Source organism: Pseudomonas sp. OST1909, assembly GCF_015277575.1.
Taxonomy (GTDB): domain Bacteria; phylum Pseudomonadota; class Gammaproteobacteria; order Pseudomonadales; family Pseudomonadaceae; genus Aquipseudomonas; species Aquipseudomonas synxantha_A.
Map to the genome: position 1 here is coordinate 2,263,155 of NZ_CP063780.1, position 14,304 is coordinate 2,277,458.

A 14,304-nucleotide genomic window follows, 5' to 3' on the forward strand; every position below is an offset into this window, starting at 1 on the left:
ACTGCGGCAGGTAAAGAGGGGCCTGTGATATAACATCGGGCTGTTTTTTCGACAACTGGACCGAGCCATGAAAGCCAAGGCCGATGCGCCCTTTGTACCCCTGAATATTGCTGTATTGACCGTCAGCGATACCCGCACCCTGGACACCGACACCTCCGGCCAGGTCTTCGTCGATCGCCTGACCGCCGCCGGCCACCATCTGGCCGAGCGCGTGCTGCTCAAGGACGACCTCTACAAGATTCGCGCCCAGGTTGCCCACTGGATCGCCGAAGACGTGGTGCAAGTGGTGCTGATCACCGGGGGCACCGGCTTCACCGGCCGTGACAGCACCCCTGAAGCCGTGAGCTGCCTGCTCGACAAGCAGGTCGATGGCTTCGGCGAACTGTTCCGCCAGATCTCCGTGGCCGATATCGGCACCTCCACCGTGCAATCACGCGCCCTGGCCGGCCTGGCCAATGGCACCCTGGTGTGCTGCCTGCCGGGCTCCACCAATGCCGTGCGCACTGGTTGGGATGGCATCCTCGCCGAGCAACTGGATAATCGTCACCGCCCATGCAATTTCGTCCCGCACCTGAAGCAGGCCCTACCCTGTGAATCCCGTGGATAAGCCGGGCAAGACCGGCGCACTGATGCCGGTGGAAGCAGCCTTGCAGCGGCTGCTCGCCATGGCGGAATCGGCGCCGATCCGTGACCAGCAGGCGCTGCCCCTGGCGCAGTGCGATGGCCGCGTACTGGCCCAGGACCTGATCTCGACGCTCGACCTGCCGCCGTGGCCCAACAGTGCCATGGACGGCTACGCCGTGCGCCTGGCGGACTGGACCGGGGAACCGCTGGTGGTGAGCCAACGCATTTTCGCCGGCACTGCGCCCGAGCCGCTGGCGGCCGGCACCTGCGCACGGATCTTTACCGGCGCGCCGGTACCCGAAGGCGCAGACTGCGTGCAAATGCAGGAAAACGCGGTGGTTCATGCCGATCAGCGCGTAAGTTTCACCGAATCGTTACGGGTGGGCGACAACATCCGACCACAGGGCCAGGAGACCACGGTGGGTGAGTGCGTACTCAGTGCCGGAACGCGCCTGGGGCCCATCGAGTTGGGCCTGGCTGCGTCTCTGGGGCGGGATCGGCTCGATGTGGTGCGTCGCCCGCGCGTGGCCGTGCTGTCGACCGGGGATGAATTGATCGAGCCAGGCTTGCCGCTGGGCCCGGGGCAGATCTACAACAGCAACCGTCGCGTGCTGTGCAGCTGGCTGGCGCGCATGGGCTGCGAAGTGATCGATGCCGGGATTCTGCCGGATGATCTGCAACAGACCCGTACGTGTTTGGCCGGCCTGGGTAGCGTCGACCTGATTCTGTCTACCGGCGGTGTGTCGGTGGGCGAAGCGGACTTCCTCGGCATTGCCTTGCGTGAAGAGGGCGAGTTGGCGTTGTGGAAGCTGGCGATCAAGCCAGGCAAACCGCTGACCTTCGGGCATTTTCGTGGCGTGCCGGTGATCGGCCTGCCAGGTAACCCGGCCTCGACCCTGGTGACCTTTGCGCTATTGGCGCGCCCGTACCTGCTGCGCCGCCAAGGCGTGGCGCAGGTGCAGCCGCTGCGTTTCGAGGTGCCGGCAGGATTCGACTGGCCCAAGCCTGGCAACCGCCGCGAATACCTGCGCGGGCGTATCGAGCAGGGCAAGGCGATTATCTATCGCAACCAGAGCTCCGGGGTGCTGCGTAGCGCAGCGTGGGCGGAAGGGTTTGTGGAGGTGATGGAGGGGACCACATTGGCCATTGGCGACCGGGTCAATTTCATTCCTCTGAGTGAAGTCCTGAACTGAACACAGATCAAAAAATGTGGGAGCAAGCCCCCTCCCACAGTGGATCTTGGTATGCCTGTGGCTACTCAGTAATCGTCGCCACGCTCAGTGACATCCCGCTCCATCGGCCCCGCATCCGGGTCGTAGCCCACCGGGAACTTGCCCTTCAACGTCCATGCAAACGCAATGATCTCGGCAATCGTGCGATAGAGCTCTTCTGGAATGCTGTCCCCCAGTTCCATACGCGCCAGCAGCTTCACCAACTCGGCGTTTTCATAGATGGGTACTTCGTTTTCCCGTGCCAGCTTGAGAATCGCTTCGGCCAGGGCGTCATCGCCCTTGGCGGTCAGGGTGGGGGCTTGTTGGCCGTCGTACTTGAGGGCGATGGCCTGGCGGGGTGGGGCGGCGTTCTTCATGCGGTTTCATCCACCCAGCGTTGTTCCAATCCGGTTTTTGCACCGCGTGGCGGGGTGCCCAGGTGGCAATCCAGGTCGCCGACGTTGAGTCCGGATGACACCAGGCGCTCGCGCAGGCTGCCCAGGTGACTTTCGATCAGGCTGGCGGTGAAAGGGCGACTGGCCCACAACTGACTGGACAGTTTGCCCTGGGACAACTGCGCCTGAACTTGCAGCGGCCCCAGCGGCTCCATGTCGAAGGCCAGTTCGACGCGCCAGAGCATCTGCTTCGGATCTTTTTTATCCTTGCGCTCGGGCTGATCCTTGTCAGGCGCAGGCTCCTCGCGCTGAAACTTGACCTGCAACGGCACGATGTCTTGCAGGGTGCGCATGGGGATTTCCAACTGCCACGTGGTTTGCAGGCGGCCATCGGCGGTGGTGCCGGTCTGTTCCAGGCTCGACAGTTGGTGGCTCTGCAAGCGCGAGATCGCCCCGGCGGCCAGGCGCAGCAGGTTTTCCAGGTCGCCTTCACCTTCCAGTTTCGCGATCAGCCGCTCCGGCAACGGGAAACCGGCGGGTATCTGCCGAGCGCCGACCTGGCCGAGAGTGTTCAACGGGCTGCGCACAAAGTGCGGCAGCACCTGGGCCAGGGTATTGGCGGCGAGGATCGCATTCAGGTTGGTGTTGGCGGGCAGGGCGGGCAGCAGGTCCGCGACCAGGCGCAACAGCGCGCCTTTCATATCCAGCGGTGGGATTTGTGGGTTCTGCCCAGCGAGCAATCTGGCTTCCAGGAAGGCGCCGCTGTTTTGCACCACTTGTGCCAGTACCTTGGGATTGCTGACTTGCGCCAGATCGGGCAAGGCTGCCAGTAAACGCTCGGCAGCGGCCCGCAGCTCGGCCGAGGTGTTGTCGCCACGGGGCAGGTTTTGCAGGGCAGTGAACACCGCATCCAGCGAGCCTTGGCGACTTTGCTGGGTGGCCAGTTGCTGCGTCACGGCCAGTTGGTCTTTCAGCCCGCTCAGCGGCACAAAATTCAGGGTTTGCGCGTTCTGCACCACGGCACTGAGCAAGCTGCCGACCCGCAAGGGTTGAGGGCTTTCCAGCGTCAGCGTGGTACCGGCCAGCGCGTTATTGAGCACACTCACCAGCGAGCGATAGATCGCCGCTTGCGCTGAGCCTTGAGGCAGCATCTGAGTGGTCAGCACCTTGGCTTGCAGCAGCGTGCCCACCGGCATTTGTGTGGTGTCGAGGCGGGTGAGGGCAGCGACGTTGGCGCTCATGGCTTGCTGCAAGGTAATGGCCAGGTTGCCCGCTGGCGTTTGGCTCACTGCCACATTGCTGCCCAGAGGCAAGGGCTGGGCGCTGCTGGCTTGAACCAGGGTCTGGCGACCACCTTCAAGGGTCAGCTTGAGCAACAGCTGAAAGGCTTCACTGCCTTGTTTCAGCGCGATGACTTCAGCGTTTACGGTTTTTCCGGCGCCAATCAACCCGGCCTGTGGCTCCAGGAGCTTGAGCAACTCGCCAGCCGCAGGCAGCGGGGCAGCCTTGGGTGCCGAGGCTGGAGGCAGTGGAGGAAGATTGATCTCACCGGTCATCGTGCGCATCGTCTCTGGGGAAATTGCCCTCTTTAGAGTAGGGCATCGCATGTATAATGCCGCCCGTCTGCAAAGAGAGCGGTAAAAACCTCACAACTATTTGATCCAGCTCTCTAAAATCGGTCGCCAAAGTCGTTATTGTGCATCTCTCTATAACGGCCGCTGCACCGCCGACTTGAACCGTAAAGGCCCGCGATCTCTTGACCAGCCCTCTTCTTGAAGCCGTAGCGCTTGCCTGTGAACGCGACCTTCGCCTGTTGTTCGAGCAACTCGACCTGCGTCTGGCGGCTGGCGACATGGTGCAAATCAGCGGCCCCAATGGCAGCGGCAAGACCAGTCTGCTGCGTCTGCTGGCCGGTTTGATGCAGCCCACGGCGGGTGTTGTTCGGCTCAACGGTAAGCCCCTGCACGAACAACGTGCCGAGCTGGCGCGCAACCTGGTCTGGATCGGCCACGCCGCGGGTATCAAGGACGTGCTCAGCGCTGAAGAAAACCTCAGCTGGCTCAGCGCCCTGCATCACCCTGCTACTCGCGATGGCATCTGGCAGGCCCTGGCCGCCGTTGGCCTCAAGGGCTTTGAAGATGTGCCCTGTCACACGCTGTCAGCCGGCCAGCAGCGCCGCGTGGCCCTGGCGCGTTTGTACCTGCCCGGCCCGCCGCTGTGGATTCTCGACGAACCCTTCACCGCTCTCGACAAACAGGGCGTAGCCCAGCTCGAAGAGCACCTGGCCCGGCACTGCGAGCAGGGCGGCCTGGTGGTGCTCACCACCCACCATACCCTGGCGCGCAAGCCGGGTGGTTACCGGGAGCTGGATCTCGGACGGTGGTCGGCATGAGTGTGTTTGCCCTGTTGGTGGCCCGTGAAGCGCGGCTATTGTGCCGTCGCCCGGCCGAGCTGGCCAACCCGCTGGTGTTCTTTGCGATTGTGATCGCGCTGTTCCCGCTGGCGGTCGGCCCGGAGACTAAACTGTTGCAAACCTTGTCCCCGGGACTGGTGTGGGTCGCGGCACTTTTATCGGTCCTGCTCTCGCTGGACGGGCTGTTTCGCAGTGATTTCGAAGACGGATCCCTGGAGCAGTGGGTCCTTTCGTCGCACCCCCTGCCACTTCTGGTACTGGCCAAGGTACTGGCACACTGGGCTTTTTCCGGCCTGGCGCTAGTCTTGCTCTCGCCGCTGCTGGCGATGATGCTGGGCTTGCCTGTCGAATGCCTGCCCGTGTTGCTGGTGTCCTTGTTGCTCGGTACGCCGGTGCTCAGCCTGTTGGGGGCGGTGGGCTCCGCCTTGACTGTGGGCTTGAAAAGGGGTGGCCTGCTGCTGGCCCTGTTGATTCTGCCTTTGTATATCCCGGTGTTGATCCTGGGCAGCGGCGCTTTGCAAGCCGCGCTCATGGGGATGCCGGCGACCGGTTACCTCTTGTGGCTTGGTAGCCTGACCGCCCTGGCGGTAACCCTGACACCCTTTGCTATAGCCGCCGGCCTGAAAATCAGCGTCGGTGAATAATGAGGTCTGACTCGGCGTTAATGACGTTGAGTCAGTAAAGACCCTAAGCTTTTCGCCACGACGAAAAGCACCCGTGATGGAAAATGCAATGAACTGGACCTGGTTTCACAAGCTCGGCTCGCCCAAATGGTTTTATGGCATAAGCGGCAAGCTGCTGCCGTGGTTGAGCGTCGCCGCCGTATTGCTGATCGGCACCGGCCTGGTCTGGGGCCTGGCCTTCGCGCCGCCGGACTACCAGCAAGGCAATAGCTTTCGCATCATCTATATCCACGTCCCTGCCGCGATGCTGGCCCAGTCCTGCTACGTGATGCTGGCGGTGTGCGGCATCGTCGGCCTGGTGTGGAAGATGAAACTGGCCGATGTGGCCCTGCAGTGCGCTGCACCTGTTGGTGCGTGGATGACCGCCGTGGCGCTGGTCACCGGCGCGATCTGGGGCAAGCCGACCTGGGGTTCCTGGTGGGTGTGGGACGCACGCCTGACCTCGATGCTGATCCTGCTGTTCCTGTACTTCGGCCTGATTGCCCTGGGCAACGCCATCAGCAATCGCGATAGCGCCGCCAAAGCCTGCGCGGTGCTGGCGATTGTCGGCGTGATCAACATCCCGATCATCAAATACTCGGTAGAGTGGTGGAACACCCTGCACCAGGGCGCCACCTTCACCCTCACCGAAAAACCGGCGATGCCCGTGGAAATGTGGGCGCCACTGCTGCTGATGGTGCTGGGGTTCTACTGCTTCTTCGGCGCCGTGCTGTTGCTGCGCATGCGCCTTGAAGTGCTCAAGCGCGAAGCCCGCACCAGTTGGGTCAAAGCCCAAGTGCAAGCCAGCCTGGGAGCGCGGGGATGAGCTTTGCTTCTTTCAGTGATTTTCTCGCCATGGGCCACCACGGCCTGTATGTCTGGAGCGCCTACGGCATCTGCCTGGCGGTGCTGGCCCTCAACGTCGCCGCGCCGATCCTGGCCCGCAAGCGTTACCTGCAACAAGAGGCGCGACGTCTGCGCCGGGAGACCGAAAAGTGAATCCGCTGCGTAGAAAGCGTCTGTTGATCATCCTTGCCATCCTGGTCGGCGTCGGCATTGCCGTGGGCCTGGCCTTGAGCGCCCTGCAGCAGAACATCAACCTGTTCTACACCCCCACGCAGATCGCCAACGGCGAAGCCCCGCTGGACACGCGCATCCGTGCCGGCGGCATGGTGGAGCAGGGCTCGTTGAAGCGTTCCGGCGATTCTCTGGACGTGACCTTCGTGGTCACCGATTTCAACAAGGCCGTGACCATCACCTACCGCGGCATCCTCCCGGACCTGTTCCGCGAAGGCCAGGGCATCGTCGCTCTGGGCAAACTCAACGCCGATGGTGTGGTAGTGGCGGACGAAGTACTGGCCAAGCACGATGAAAAGTACATGCCGCCCGAGGTCACCAAGGCCCTGAAAGACAGTGGCCAGTCCGCACCCGCGACCCCAGCCAAGGAGGGCTAAGTGATGACGTCCGCATTGTTTATTCCTGAACTGGGCCAACTGGCGATGATCCTCGCCCTGTGCTTTGCCGTGGTCCAGGCCGTGGTGCCGTTGCTCGGTGCCTGGCGCGGCGATCGTTTGTGGATGAGCCTGGCGCAGCCGGCCGCCTGGGGTCAGTTTGCCTTCCTGCTGTTCGCCTTCGGTTGCCTGACCTATGCCTTCATGACCGACGACTTTTCCGTCGCCTATGTGGCGAACAACTCCAACAGCGCCTTGCCCTGGTACTACAAGTTCAGCGCCGTGTGGGGCGCCCACGAAGGTTCGTTGCTGCTGTGGGCGCTGATCCTCGGCGGCTGGACTTTTGCCGTGTCGGTGTTCTCGCGCCAACTGCCGCAAGTGATGCTGGCGCGAGTCCTGGCGGTGATGGGCATGATCAGCATCGGCTTCCTGCTGTTTCTGATCATGACCTCCAACCCGTTCAGCCGCATCCTGCCGCAGATCCCGGCAGACGGGCATGACCTCAACCCGCTGTTGCAGGACATCGGCCTGATCGTGCACCCGCCGATGCTCTACATGGGTTACGTGGGCTTCTCCGTAGCTTTTGCGTTTGCCATCGCTGCCTTGCTTGGCGGGCGGTTGGATGCGGCGTGGGCGCGTTGGTCACGGCCATGGACCATCGTCGCCTGGGCTTTCCTCGGCATCGGTATCACTTTGGGTTCGTGGTGGGCCTACTACGAACTCGGCTGGGGCGGCTGGTGGTTCTGGGACCCGGTGGAAAACGCGTCCTTCATGCCCTGGTTGGTGGGCACGGCGCTGATTCACTCCCTGGCAGTGACCGAAAAGCGTGGCGTATTCAAAAGCTGGACGGTATTGCTCGCCATCGCCGCGTTTTCCCTCAGCCTGCTCGGCACTTTCCTTGTGCGTTCGGGGGTGCTGACGTCAGTGCATGCGTTTGCCTCCGACCCCGAGCGCGGCGTGTTCATCCTGATCTTCCTGCTGTTTGTGGTGGGTGGTTCCCTGACCCTGTTCGCCCTGCGCGCACCGGTGGTCAAGAGCCAGGTCGGTTTCAACCTGTGGTCGCGCGAAACCCTGCTGCTGGGCAATAACCTGGTACTGGTGGTCGCCGCTTCAATGATCCTGCTCGGCACCCTCTACCCGCTGGTGCTGGATGCCTTGAGCGGCGCCAAGCTGTCCGTGGGCCCGCCGTACTTCAATGCGTTGTTCATCCCGTTGATGGGCCTGTTGATGGTAGTGATGGCGGTCGGTGTGCTGGTGCGCTGGAAAGACACCCCGGTGAAGTGGCTGGCAGGCATGTTGATGCCGGTGCTGTTGGGCAGCGTGGCCCTGGCAGTGATCGCCGGGTTCGCCTACGGCGACTTCAATTGGGCGGTACTCGCCACGTTCCTGCTGGCGGCCTGGGTGTTGCTGGCCGGCGTGCGGGACATCTTCGACAAGACGCGCCACAAAGGCCTGATCAAAGGCTTGCCCACCCTTACCCGTAGTTACTGGGGCATGCAGATCGCTCACATTGGCATCGCCGTGTGTGCTTTGGGCGTAGTGCTCTCCAGCCAGAACAGCGCCGAGCGCGACCTGCGCCTGGCGCCGGGTGAGTCCATGGACCTGGCCGGTTACCAGTTCATCTTCGAAGGCGCCAGGCACTTCGAAGGGCCGAACTTCACCTCGGATAAAGGCACCGTGCGCGTAGTGCGCAATGGCAAGGAAATCGCCGTATTGCACCCTGAAAAGCGCCTGTACACAGTGCAAAGTTCAATGATGACCGAAGCCGGTATCGACGCCGGTTTCACCCGTGACCTGTATGTGGCGCTGGGTGAACCCTTGGGCGACGGCGCCTGGGCTGTGCGGGTGCATGTCAAACCCTTCGTGCGCTGGATCTGGTTCGGCGGGTTGCTCACAGGCTTTGGCGGTTTGCTCGCCGCGCTGGATCGGCGTTATCGGGTCAAGGTCAGCAGCCGTGTGCGTGAAGCATTGGGCCTTTCAGGAGCGGCAGTATGAAACGTTGGTTGATGGTGGTGCCGCTGGCGTTGTTTCTGCTGATGGCAGTGTTCCTGTATCGCGGGCTGTACCTGGACCCGGCCGAGTTACCCTCGGCGATGATCGGCAAGCCGTTTCCCGCGTTCAACCTGCCGACGGTGCAGGGTGACAAGACCCTGACCCAGGCAGACCTGCAGGGCAAGCCGGCGCTGGTCAACGTGTGGGCCACCTGGTGCATCTCATGCCGCGTCGAACACCCGGTGCTGAACAAGCTGGCCGAAAAGGGCGTGGTGATCTACGGAATCAACTACAAGGACGACAATGCGGCGGCCTTGAAATGGCTGGCCGAGTTTCATAACCCGTACCAGCTCGATATCCGTGATGAAGACGGCAACCTGGGTTTGAACCTGGGCGTCTATGGCGCGCCGGAAACCTTCTTCATCGATGCCAAGGGCGTGATCCGCGACAAGTTCGTCGGCGTGATCGACGAGGTAGTCTGGCGTGAGCAACTGGCCGCCAAGTACCAGGCCCTGGTCGATGAGGCCAAGCCATGAAGCGTTGGTTGACCGCTGCTGTTTTAGCCCTGGGCCTGGCCGGTGTGGCCCATGCCGCCATCGACACCTATGAATTTGCCAATGACGCCGAGCGTGAGCGTTTCCGCGACCTGACCAAGGAACTGCGCTGCCCCAAGTGCCAGAACCAGGACATCGCCGACTCCAACGCGCCCATCGCCGCTGACCTGCGTAAAGAAATCTTCCGCATGTTGGGGGAGGGCAAGGATAACCAGCAGATCATCGACTTCATGGTCGACCGCTACGGTGATTTCGTGCGCTACAAACCGGCCCTTACCGGCAAGACCGCGCTGCTGTGGTTCGGCCCCGCCGGGCTGCTGCTGGCCGGCGTCGTGGTGATGGCGGTGATCGTGCGCCGTCGCCGCGCCGCGCCTACCGATGGTTCCGACGCGCTGTCCCCTGAAGAGCGTAAACGCCTCGACCAATTGCTGGACACCAAGACTGATGATTGATTTCTGGCTCGCAGCCGGCTTGCTGCTTCTGATTGCCCTGAGTTTCCTGTTGATTCCTGTACTGCGTGACCGTCGCGCCCAGCGTGAAGAGGATCGTACCGCGCTGAACGTGGCGCTGTATCAGGAACGTGTCGCCGAGCTGCAAGTGCAGCAAGACGAAGGTGTATTGAACGCCGTGCAACTGGATACGGGCCGCGCCGAGGCGGCTCGCGAGTTGCTGGCCGATACCGAGGGCGTGGAAAAGCCCCGTGAATCGCGCCTGGGCAAACCGCTGCCGTTTTTGGCGGCGTTTCTGGTGCCTGTGCTTGGCGTTGCGCTGTACCTGCATTATGGGGCAAGCGACAAGGTCGAACTGACCCGTGAATTCTCACAGCCTCCGGTGTCCATGGCCGACATGACTCAGCGCCTGGAGCGTGCCGCGGCAGCCCAGCCGGATTCGGCCGAGGGCCTGTATTTCCTGGGGCGCGCCTACATGGCTCAGGACCGTTCCGCCGATGCCGCCAAAGTCTTTGAACGCACCGTAGCCTTGGCCGGGCGCCAGCCGGAATTGCTTGGCCAGTGGGCCCAGGCACAATACTTTGCCGACAACAAACAGTGGTCGCCCAAGGTGCAGGCGCTGACCGACGAGGCGTTAAAGCTCGATCCCAAGGAAGTCACCAGCCTTGGCCTGTTGGGGATCGCCGCTTTTGAAGGCCAGCGTTATCAGGAAGCAATCGATTACTGGAACCGTCTGCTGGCGCAACTGCCACCGCAGGACAACTCCCGTGTAGCGCTGCAAGGCGGTATTGACCGGGCTGGCGAGAAGCTTAAAGAGAGCGGCGGTACGGTCGCGCGCAAGGCGGTAATGACCGTGCGTGTAGACCTGTCCGCCGAAGCGAAAGCCAAAGCCTTGCCGACCGACAGTGTGTTCATCTTCGCCCGTGCAGTCAGCGGTCCACCGGCACCCTTGGCGGCCAAGCGCGTCACCGTTGCCGAACTTCCCATCACCGTCGAACTGGGCGATGCCGACGCGATGATGCCGCAGTTGAAACTGTCCAACTTCCCCGAAGTCCAATTGGTTGCGCGCATATCCCGGGCCGGCCAACCGACCACTGGCGAATGGATCGGCCGCAGCCAACCGCTGGCCAGCAGCACCACTGCGCTGCAGCAATTGACCATCGACACTCCGGACAAGTAATTCTGAGGAAACGCCCATGACCGCATTTGCACGCATCACCCTGCTCAGCCTGGTACTCGGCCTGAGCGCCTGTGCGGTCCACCGCCCACCTGCGGCACCCACCGGCCCGACCATCCCGCCATCGGGCCCGTCGACTCAGCCGAGTACCAAGCCTTCCGGCCCGGTGACCCCGCCGCCAAAGCCACTGCCAAGCAAGTCACCCACCTTTGCTCCACCACCGGGGGCTGCCAGCCACTGGGACGGCAAGATGCAGGTGTACGTGCTCGACGACCAGCCCGACACCTTCTACCGCCAGCGTACCTACTACCGTTGGAGCAACGGCTGGAGCCGTTCCATCAGCCCCAACGGGCCCTGGGAAGAAACCAATGTGCAGGGCGTGCCGCCGGGGTTGAGCAAGCAGTACGCGCAATGACAAAAGGCGACCTGAGGGTCGCCTTTTTCGTGCCTGTGAAATGCATTTTTCCAAGCACTAGAGGGCAAATGTGGGAGGGGGCTTGCTCCCGATAGCATCAGGTCAGTCAAGGATCAGCTGAATATCACACCGCCATCGGGAGTAAGCCCCCTCCCACAGGTGCGCGGCAGCGCGCACTCGGGTAATGTGGCCGCCGCCGGCCTGGCTGGCGAAAAATTGCTGGATATACTTTCCAGTGGTCGCTACTTGGCGCAGGTCGGTTACTGCGACGCGTTGCCGGGGGCGCAACAAGCCTGGAGACAAGCCAAGAGGGTGTTTTGATGACGGGCAGGTTGATCTATCTCATCGGGCCATCGGGTTCGGGCAAGGACAGCCTGCTGGATGCCGCACGCCTGCGCTTGCAGGCGCGTGGTTGTCGCATGGTGCGCCGGGTGATCACACGCTCGGCGGAGGCAGTGGGCGAAGCGGCGCAAGGGGTGAGCCCGCAGGAGTTTGCGCGGATGGACGCCGAGGGCGCGTTTGCCTTGAGCTGGCAGGCCAATGGCTTGTCGTATGGCATCCCCAGGGAAATCGACGAGTGGCTGGCCGCAGGGGACGATGTGCTGGTCAATGGCTCTCGCGCCCACCTGGCGCAGACCCGTGAGCGTTACCCCACATTGTTGGTGTTGCTGCTGACGGTCGATCAAGCCGTATTGCGCCAACGTTTGATCGCACGCGGGCGTGAGTCATTGGCGGACATCGAAGAGCGATTGGCGCGCAACGCGCGATTTACCGCTGAGCTGATTGCCGGAAACGGCGCGGGTTTGTTTGTGCTGGATAATTCCGGGCCTCTGGAGCATACCGTTGAGCGCCTGCTGTGTTGCCTGGATCACGGATACTCGTGATCGTCACGGGTGATGCGCAGCATGTCGCGGTAGGTCAGGACAACCTCTTCGTGTAAGGCTCGGCCATGCTCGAGCATCAGATCAGAACCTTGGCGTTGAGTTTTTTTTCTTCGGGGTGTTTGAGTGGGTTTCGTAATGTTTGAAGCTCAATTCTTGACCCATTTAATTAAATATTTTCTACGTTTTTCTTTTTCTGTTATCAGGCTTTTGGGCGTGTTGATATGTACGGATGTGTCGCGCCAACTAAAACTTGTACGGTTTTTTTACTGGCGCGTTTATTGCGTGTTACTGCAATTAAATAGCGGTAGTGAAGATGTTTTAAATATGGGATTTTTATCGGGCTGGCAATGGATCGACCAGTGTCGGTAATTCATACATGGACGGTTAACTCTTCACTGTTGAGAGTGACAATACGCCATGCATCTCCCTGTCAGACAGGCTGCCCGCGAGCAGTCCCCAGTGACATCGCACTTCAATTTATCAACCGCCGAGCACGACATTCTACGTTGGGCGAATAATAAAAAAGCCTTTACCACGGATCAGGCGGCGAAACAAATCACGCGCAGTGGCTCCAAGTTTCATGACCTCAATAAAGATGGCAAAGTTGTAGTGGGTTTCAATTTTTCCAGTGGCTTCAACGCTGCTCAGAAGGAACGCGCCAGACAAGCCCTGCAATACTGGGCGGACATAGCCAATATCGAATTTGTAGAAAACGGCTCTAACACCGACGGAACCATTAGTATCAGGGGTATGTCAGGTTCGTCAGGCTGGGCGAGCTTGCCTAACCGGTATAACTCCAGAATGCAGGCCAATATCGGGACCAGTGGTGAGCATAACCCGACAATGGGCAGCCATTTCCTTGGGCTGTTGATCCACGAGTTGGGACATACCCTGGGGCTCAGTCATCCGGGTGCATACGATGGCGGGGGCTTCAATTATTCCCGCTCTGCCGAATATGCGCAGGACACCAAGGCACGCAGTGTCATGAGTTACTGGGCGGAGACTCATCAGCCTGGGCACAACTTTGCCGGGCACAGCCCGATGGCGCCAATGATGGATGATATTGCCGCTGCCCAGCGGCTTTATGGCGCGAATACAAAAACACGCAATACCGATACCACCTACGGTTTCAATTCCAACTCTGGCCGGGAGTTCTATAGCCTCAAGCGCGGGAATGAAAAACCAGTTTTCACCGTTTGGGACGGCGGTGGTAACGACACGCTCGACTTCTCCGGGTTTACCCAGAACCAAACCATCAACCTCAAGGCCGAGACATTCTCAGATGTAGGTGGCTTGCGGGGGAATGTGTCGATTGCCAAGGGCGTGAGCGTGGAAAACGCCATTGGCGGCTCCGGCAACGATACCTTGGTGGGCAACGAAGAAAACAATCGCCTCACGGGCGGCCGGGGCGTAGATAAGCTGCACGGTGGGGCCGGGGCGGATACGTTCGTCTATCAGCGCGTCAGCGATTCGACGCCGCAGCATCCGGATATCATCCAGGACTTTCACAGCGGGATCGATAAGATCGACCTGACCGGAGCCCTTCGGGCGGTGGGGCTCAAGTCGTTGAGCTTTGCCGATCAATTCAGCGGCAGTGCAGGTGAGGCGGTGCTTGGCCGCGACTCTACAACTGGCCGTTACACCCTGGCGGTGGATACGACAGGCAATGGTACGGCGGATCTGTTGGTGGTCAGCCAAGGCCAGATAAAACCGACGGATGTGGTTTGGAACAATCAGTCACCCACGGTGATTCCGGCTTCTGAAACCAACATTACTGCTGTGCCCGACCCGTACCCGGCTCCCGTTCCACCGTCCGATCCGGATACGCATTCAGACACGGATCCGCGCCCTGCGCCTGAGCCGTCACCCTGGTCTGGAATGGGGGTTATCAAGAAAGTGACTTCGGTCTTCAAGCGTATGGTGAACGGAGTGTTATCGATTTTCAGATAATGTAATTTTGTTAGTGAACAACCTGTGGTTCAGCGGCCTTGTCTAAGACTGTTGTTTGAAAATCATAGGTCTGGAATGTCTGGTTGTATGTTGATGTTTCGGTTAGGTGGTGTTTTCCTAAGTTTTC

General features: G+C 61.0%; 16 protein-coding genes and 1 pseudogene. 15 read left to right on the forward strand and 2 right to left on the reverse strand.

Annotated elements, in window-relative coordinates; genetic code table 11:
• The first annotated feature begins 67 nt into the window (after nt 1-67).
• Both moaB and glp read left to right on the forward strand, forming a co-directional pair.
• The gene (gene moaB, locus IH404_RS09980) at nt 68-607 is read left to right on the forward strand and encodes a molybdenum cofactor biosynthesis protein B (protein WP_005786490.1); all 540 of its coding nucleotides are present in this window, start codon (nt 68-70) and stop codon (nt 605-607) included.
• Nucleotides 591-1,817 carry a gephyrin-like molybdotransferase Glp gene (gene glp, locus IH404_RS09985; protein ID WP_194440356.1) on the forward strand — a complete coding sequence of 409 codons (1,227 nt, stop codon included), beginning with the start codon at nt 591-593 and terminating at the stop codon, nt 1,815-1,817. Before moaB ends, glp begins: the two co-directional genes overlap by 17 nt.
• Before the next feature lie 65 nt (nt 1,818-1,882).
• On the opposite strand, the gene IH404_RS09990 is transcribed toward glp, so the two are convergent.
• Complete coding sequence (locus IH404_RS09990) at nt 1,883-2,212, reverse strand: EscU/YscU/HrcU family type III secretion system export apparatus switch protein (RefSeq protein WP_032877115.1); 330 nt, start codon at nt 2,210-2,212, stop codon at nt 1,883-1,885.
• Nucleotides 2,209-3,786 (reverse strand): flagellar hook-length control protein FliK, encoded by a 1,578-nt coding sequence (locus IH404_RS09995; protein WP_005786496.1) that lies wholly within the window; start codon nt 3,784-3,786, stop codon nt 2,209-2,211. Before IH404_RS09995 ends, IH404_RS09990 begins: the two co-directional genes overlap by 4 nt.
• 200 nt (nt 3,787-3,986) lie before the next feature.
• Here IH404_RS09995 and ccmA point away from each other — a divergent pair, with 200 nt between their 5' ends.
• The 13 genes and pseudogenes from ccmA to IH404_RS10055 all read left to right on the forward strand — a co-directional run bounded on the left by ccmA (nt 3,987) and on the right by IH404_RS10055 (nt 14,177).
• Entirely contained in the window at nt 3,987-4,622 is a 636-nt protein-coding gene (ccmA, locus tag IH404_RS10000; RefSeq protein WP_005786498.1) for a cytochrome c biogenesis heme-transporting ATPase CcmA, read from the forward strand.
• On the forward strand, nt 4,619-5,287 hold the full coding sequence (ccmB, locus tag IH404_RS10005) for a heme exporter protein CcmB (RefSeq protein WP_005786500.1): 669 nt from the start codon (nt 4,619-4,621) through the stop codon (nt 5,285-5,287). The genes ccmA and ccmB overlap by 4 nt, the downstream gene beginning before the upstream one ends.
• A gap of 88 nt (nt 5,288-5,375) precedes the next feature.
• Nucleotides 5,376-6,131 (forward strand): heme ABC transporter permease, encoded by a 756-nt coding sequence (locus IH404_RS10010; protein WP_005786502.1) that lies wholly within the window; start codon nt 5,376-5,378, stop codon nt 6,129-6,131.
• Nucleotides 6,128-6,304: a heme exporter protein CcmD gene (gene ccmD, locus IH404_RS10015; RefSeq protein WP_005786504.1), complete on the forward strand. Its 177-nt coding sequence runs from the start codon at nt 6,128-6,130 to the stop codon at nt 6,302-6,304. The genes IH404_RS10010 and ccmD overlap by 4 nt, the downstream gene beginning before the upstream one ends.
• Nucleotides 6,301-6,759, forward strand: a complete 459-nt coding sequence (gene ccmE, locus IH404_RS10020) for a cytochrome c maturation protein CcmE (RefSeq protein WP_005786506.1) — start codon at nt 6,301-6,303, stop codon at nt 6,757-6,759. Before ccmD ends, ccmE begins: the two co-directional genes overlap by 4 nt.
• Nucleotides 6,760-6,762: 3 nt before the next feature.
• Nucleotides 6,763-8,751, forward strand: a complete 1,989-nt coding sequence (locus IH404_RS10025; protein ID WP_032877111.1) for a heme lyase CcmF/NrfE family subunit — start codon at nt 6,763-6,765, stop codon at nt 8,749-8,751.
• Entirely contained in the window at nt 8,748-9,284 is a 537-nt protein-coding gene (locus IH404_RS10030; protein ID WP_005786510.1) for a DsbE family thiol:disulfide interchange protein, read from the forward strand. Before IH404_RS10025 ends, IH404_RS10030 begins: the two co-directional genes overlap by 4 nt.
• Nucleotides 9,281-9,754, forward strand: coding sequence for a cytochrome c-type biogenesis protein (locus IH404_RS10035; RefSeq protein ID WP_005786512.1), 474 nt, complete (start codon nt 9,281-9,283; stop codon nt 9,752-9,754). The genes IH404_RS10030 and IH404_RS10035 overlap by 4 nt, the downstream gene beginning before the upstream one ends.
• Nucleotides 9,747-10,931: a c-type cytochrome biogenesis protein CcmI gene (ccmI, locus tag IH404_RS10040; RefSeq protein ID WP_005786514.1), complete on the forward strand. Its 1,185-nt coding sequence runs from the start codon at nt 9,747-9,749 to the stop codon at nt 10,929-10,931. Before IH404_RS10035 ends, ccmI begins: the two co-directional genes overlap by 8 nt.
• A gap of 16 nt (nt 10,932-10,947) precedes the next feature.
• Complete coding sequence (locus IH404_RS10045; RefSeq protein WP_005786516.1) at nt 10,948-11,343, forward strand: hypothetical protein; 396 nt, start codon at nt 10,948-10,950, stop codon at nt 11,341-11,343.
• A 159-nt stretch (nt 11,344-11,502) separates the two neighbouring features.
• Nucleotides 11,503-11,664, forward strand: a pseudogene (locus IH404_RS27820) (hypothetical protein); the annotation flags it as partial.
• A complete protein-coding gene (phnN, locus tag IH404_RS10050) occupies nt 11,664-12,227 on the forward strand; it encodes a phosphonate metabolism protein/1,5-bisphosphokinase (PRPP-forming) PhnN (protein ID WP_005786520.1) in 564 nt (187 codons plus the stop codon). The pseudogene IH404_RS27820 and the gene phnN, both read left to right, overlap by 1 nt.
• Before the next feature lie 459 nt (nt 12,228-12,686).
• Complete coding sequence (locus tag IH404_RS10055) at nt 12,687-14,177, forward strand: M10 family metallopeptidase C-terminal domain-containing protein (protein WP_242462652.1); 1,491 nt, start codon at nt 12,687-12,689, stop codon at nt 14,175-14,177.
• Nucleotides 14,178-14,304 lie beyond the last annotated feature (127 nt).

Excerpts from the sequence above, each read along its gene's own strand:
- moaB (WP_005786490.1), top strand. The coding sequence starts at position 68 with ATGAAAGCCAAGGCCGATGCGCCCTTTGTACCCCTGAATATTGCTGTA.
- IH404_RS09990 (WP_032877115.1), bottom strand. The coding sequence starts at position 2,212 with ATGAAGAACGCCGCCCCACCCCGCCAGGCCATCGCCCTCAAGTACGAC.
- IH404_RS09995 (WP_005786496.1), bottom strand. The coding sequence starts at position 3,786 with ATGACCGGTGAGATCAATCTTCCTCCACTGCCTCCAGCCTCGGCACCC.
- ccmB (WP_005786500.1), top strand. The coding sequence starts at position 4,619 with ATGAGTGTGTTTGCCCTGTTGGTGGCCCGTGAAGCGCGGCTATTGTGC.
- IH404_RS10010 (WP_005786502.1), top strand. The coding sequence starts at position 5,376 with ATGAACTGGACCTGGTTTCACAAGCTCGGCTCGCCCAAATGGTTTTAT.
- ccmD (WP_005786504.1), top strand. The coding sequence starts at position 6,128 with ATGAGCTTTGCTTCTTTCAGTGATTTTCTCGCCATGGGCCACCACGGC.
- IH404_RS10025 (WP_032877111.1), top strand. The coding sequence starts at position 6,763 with ATGACGTCCGCATTGTTTATTCCTGAACTGGGCCAACTGGCGATGATC.
- IH404_RS10030 (WP_005786510.1), top strand. The coding sequence starts at position 8,748 with ATGAAACGTTGGTTGATGGTGGTGCCGCTGGCGTTGTTTCTGCTGATG.
- IH404_RS10035 (WP_005786512.1), top strand. The coding sequence starts at position 9,281 with ATGAAGCGTTGGTTGACCGCTGCTGTTTTAGCCCTGGGCCTGGCCGGT.
- ccmI (WP_005786514.1), top strand. The coding sequence starts at position 9,747 with ATGATTGATTTCTGGCTCGCAGCCGGCTTGCTGCTTCTGATTGCCCTG.
- IH404_RS10045 (WP_005786516.1), top strand. The coding sequence starts at position 10,948 with ATGACCGCATTTGCACGCATCACCCTGCTCAGCCTGGTACTCGGCCTG.
- phnN (WP_005786520.1), top strand. The coding sequence starts at position 11,664 with ATGACGGGCAGGTTGATCTATCTCATCGGGCCATCGGGTTCGGGCAAG.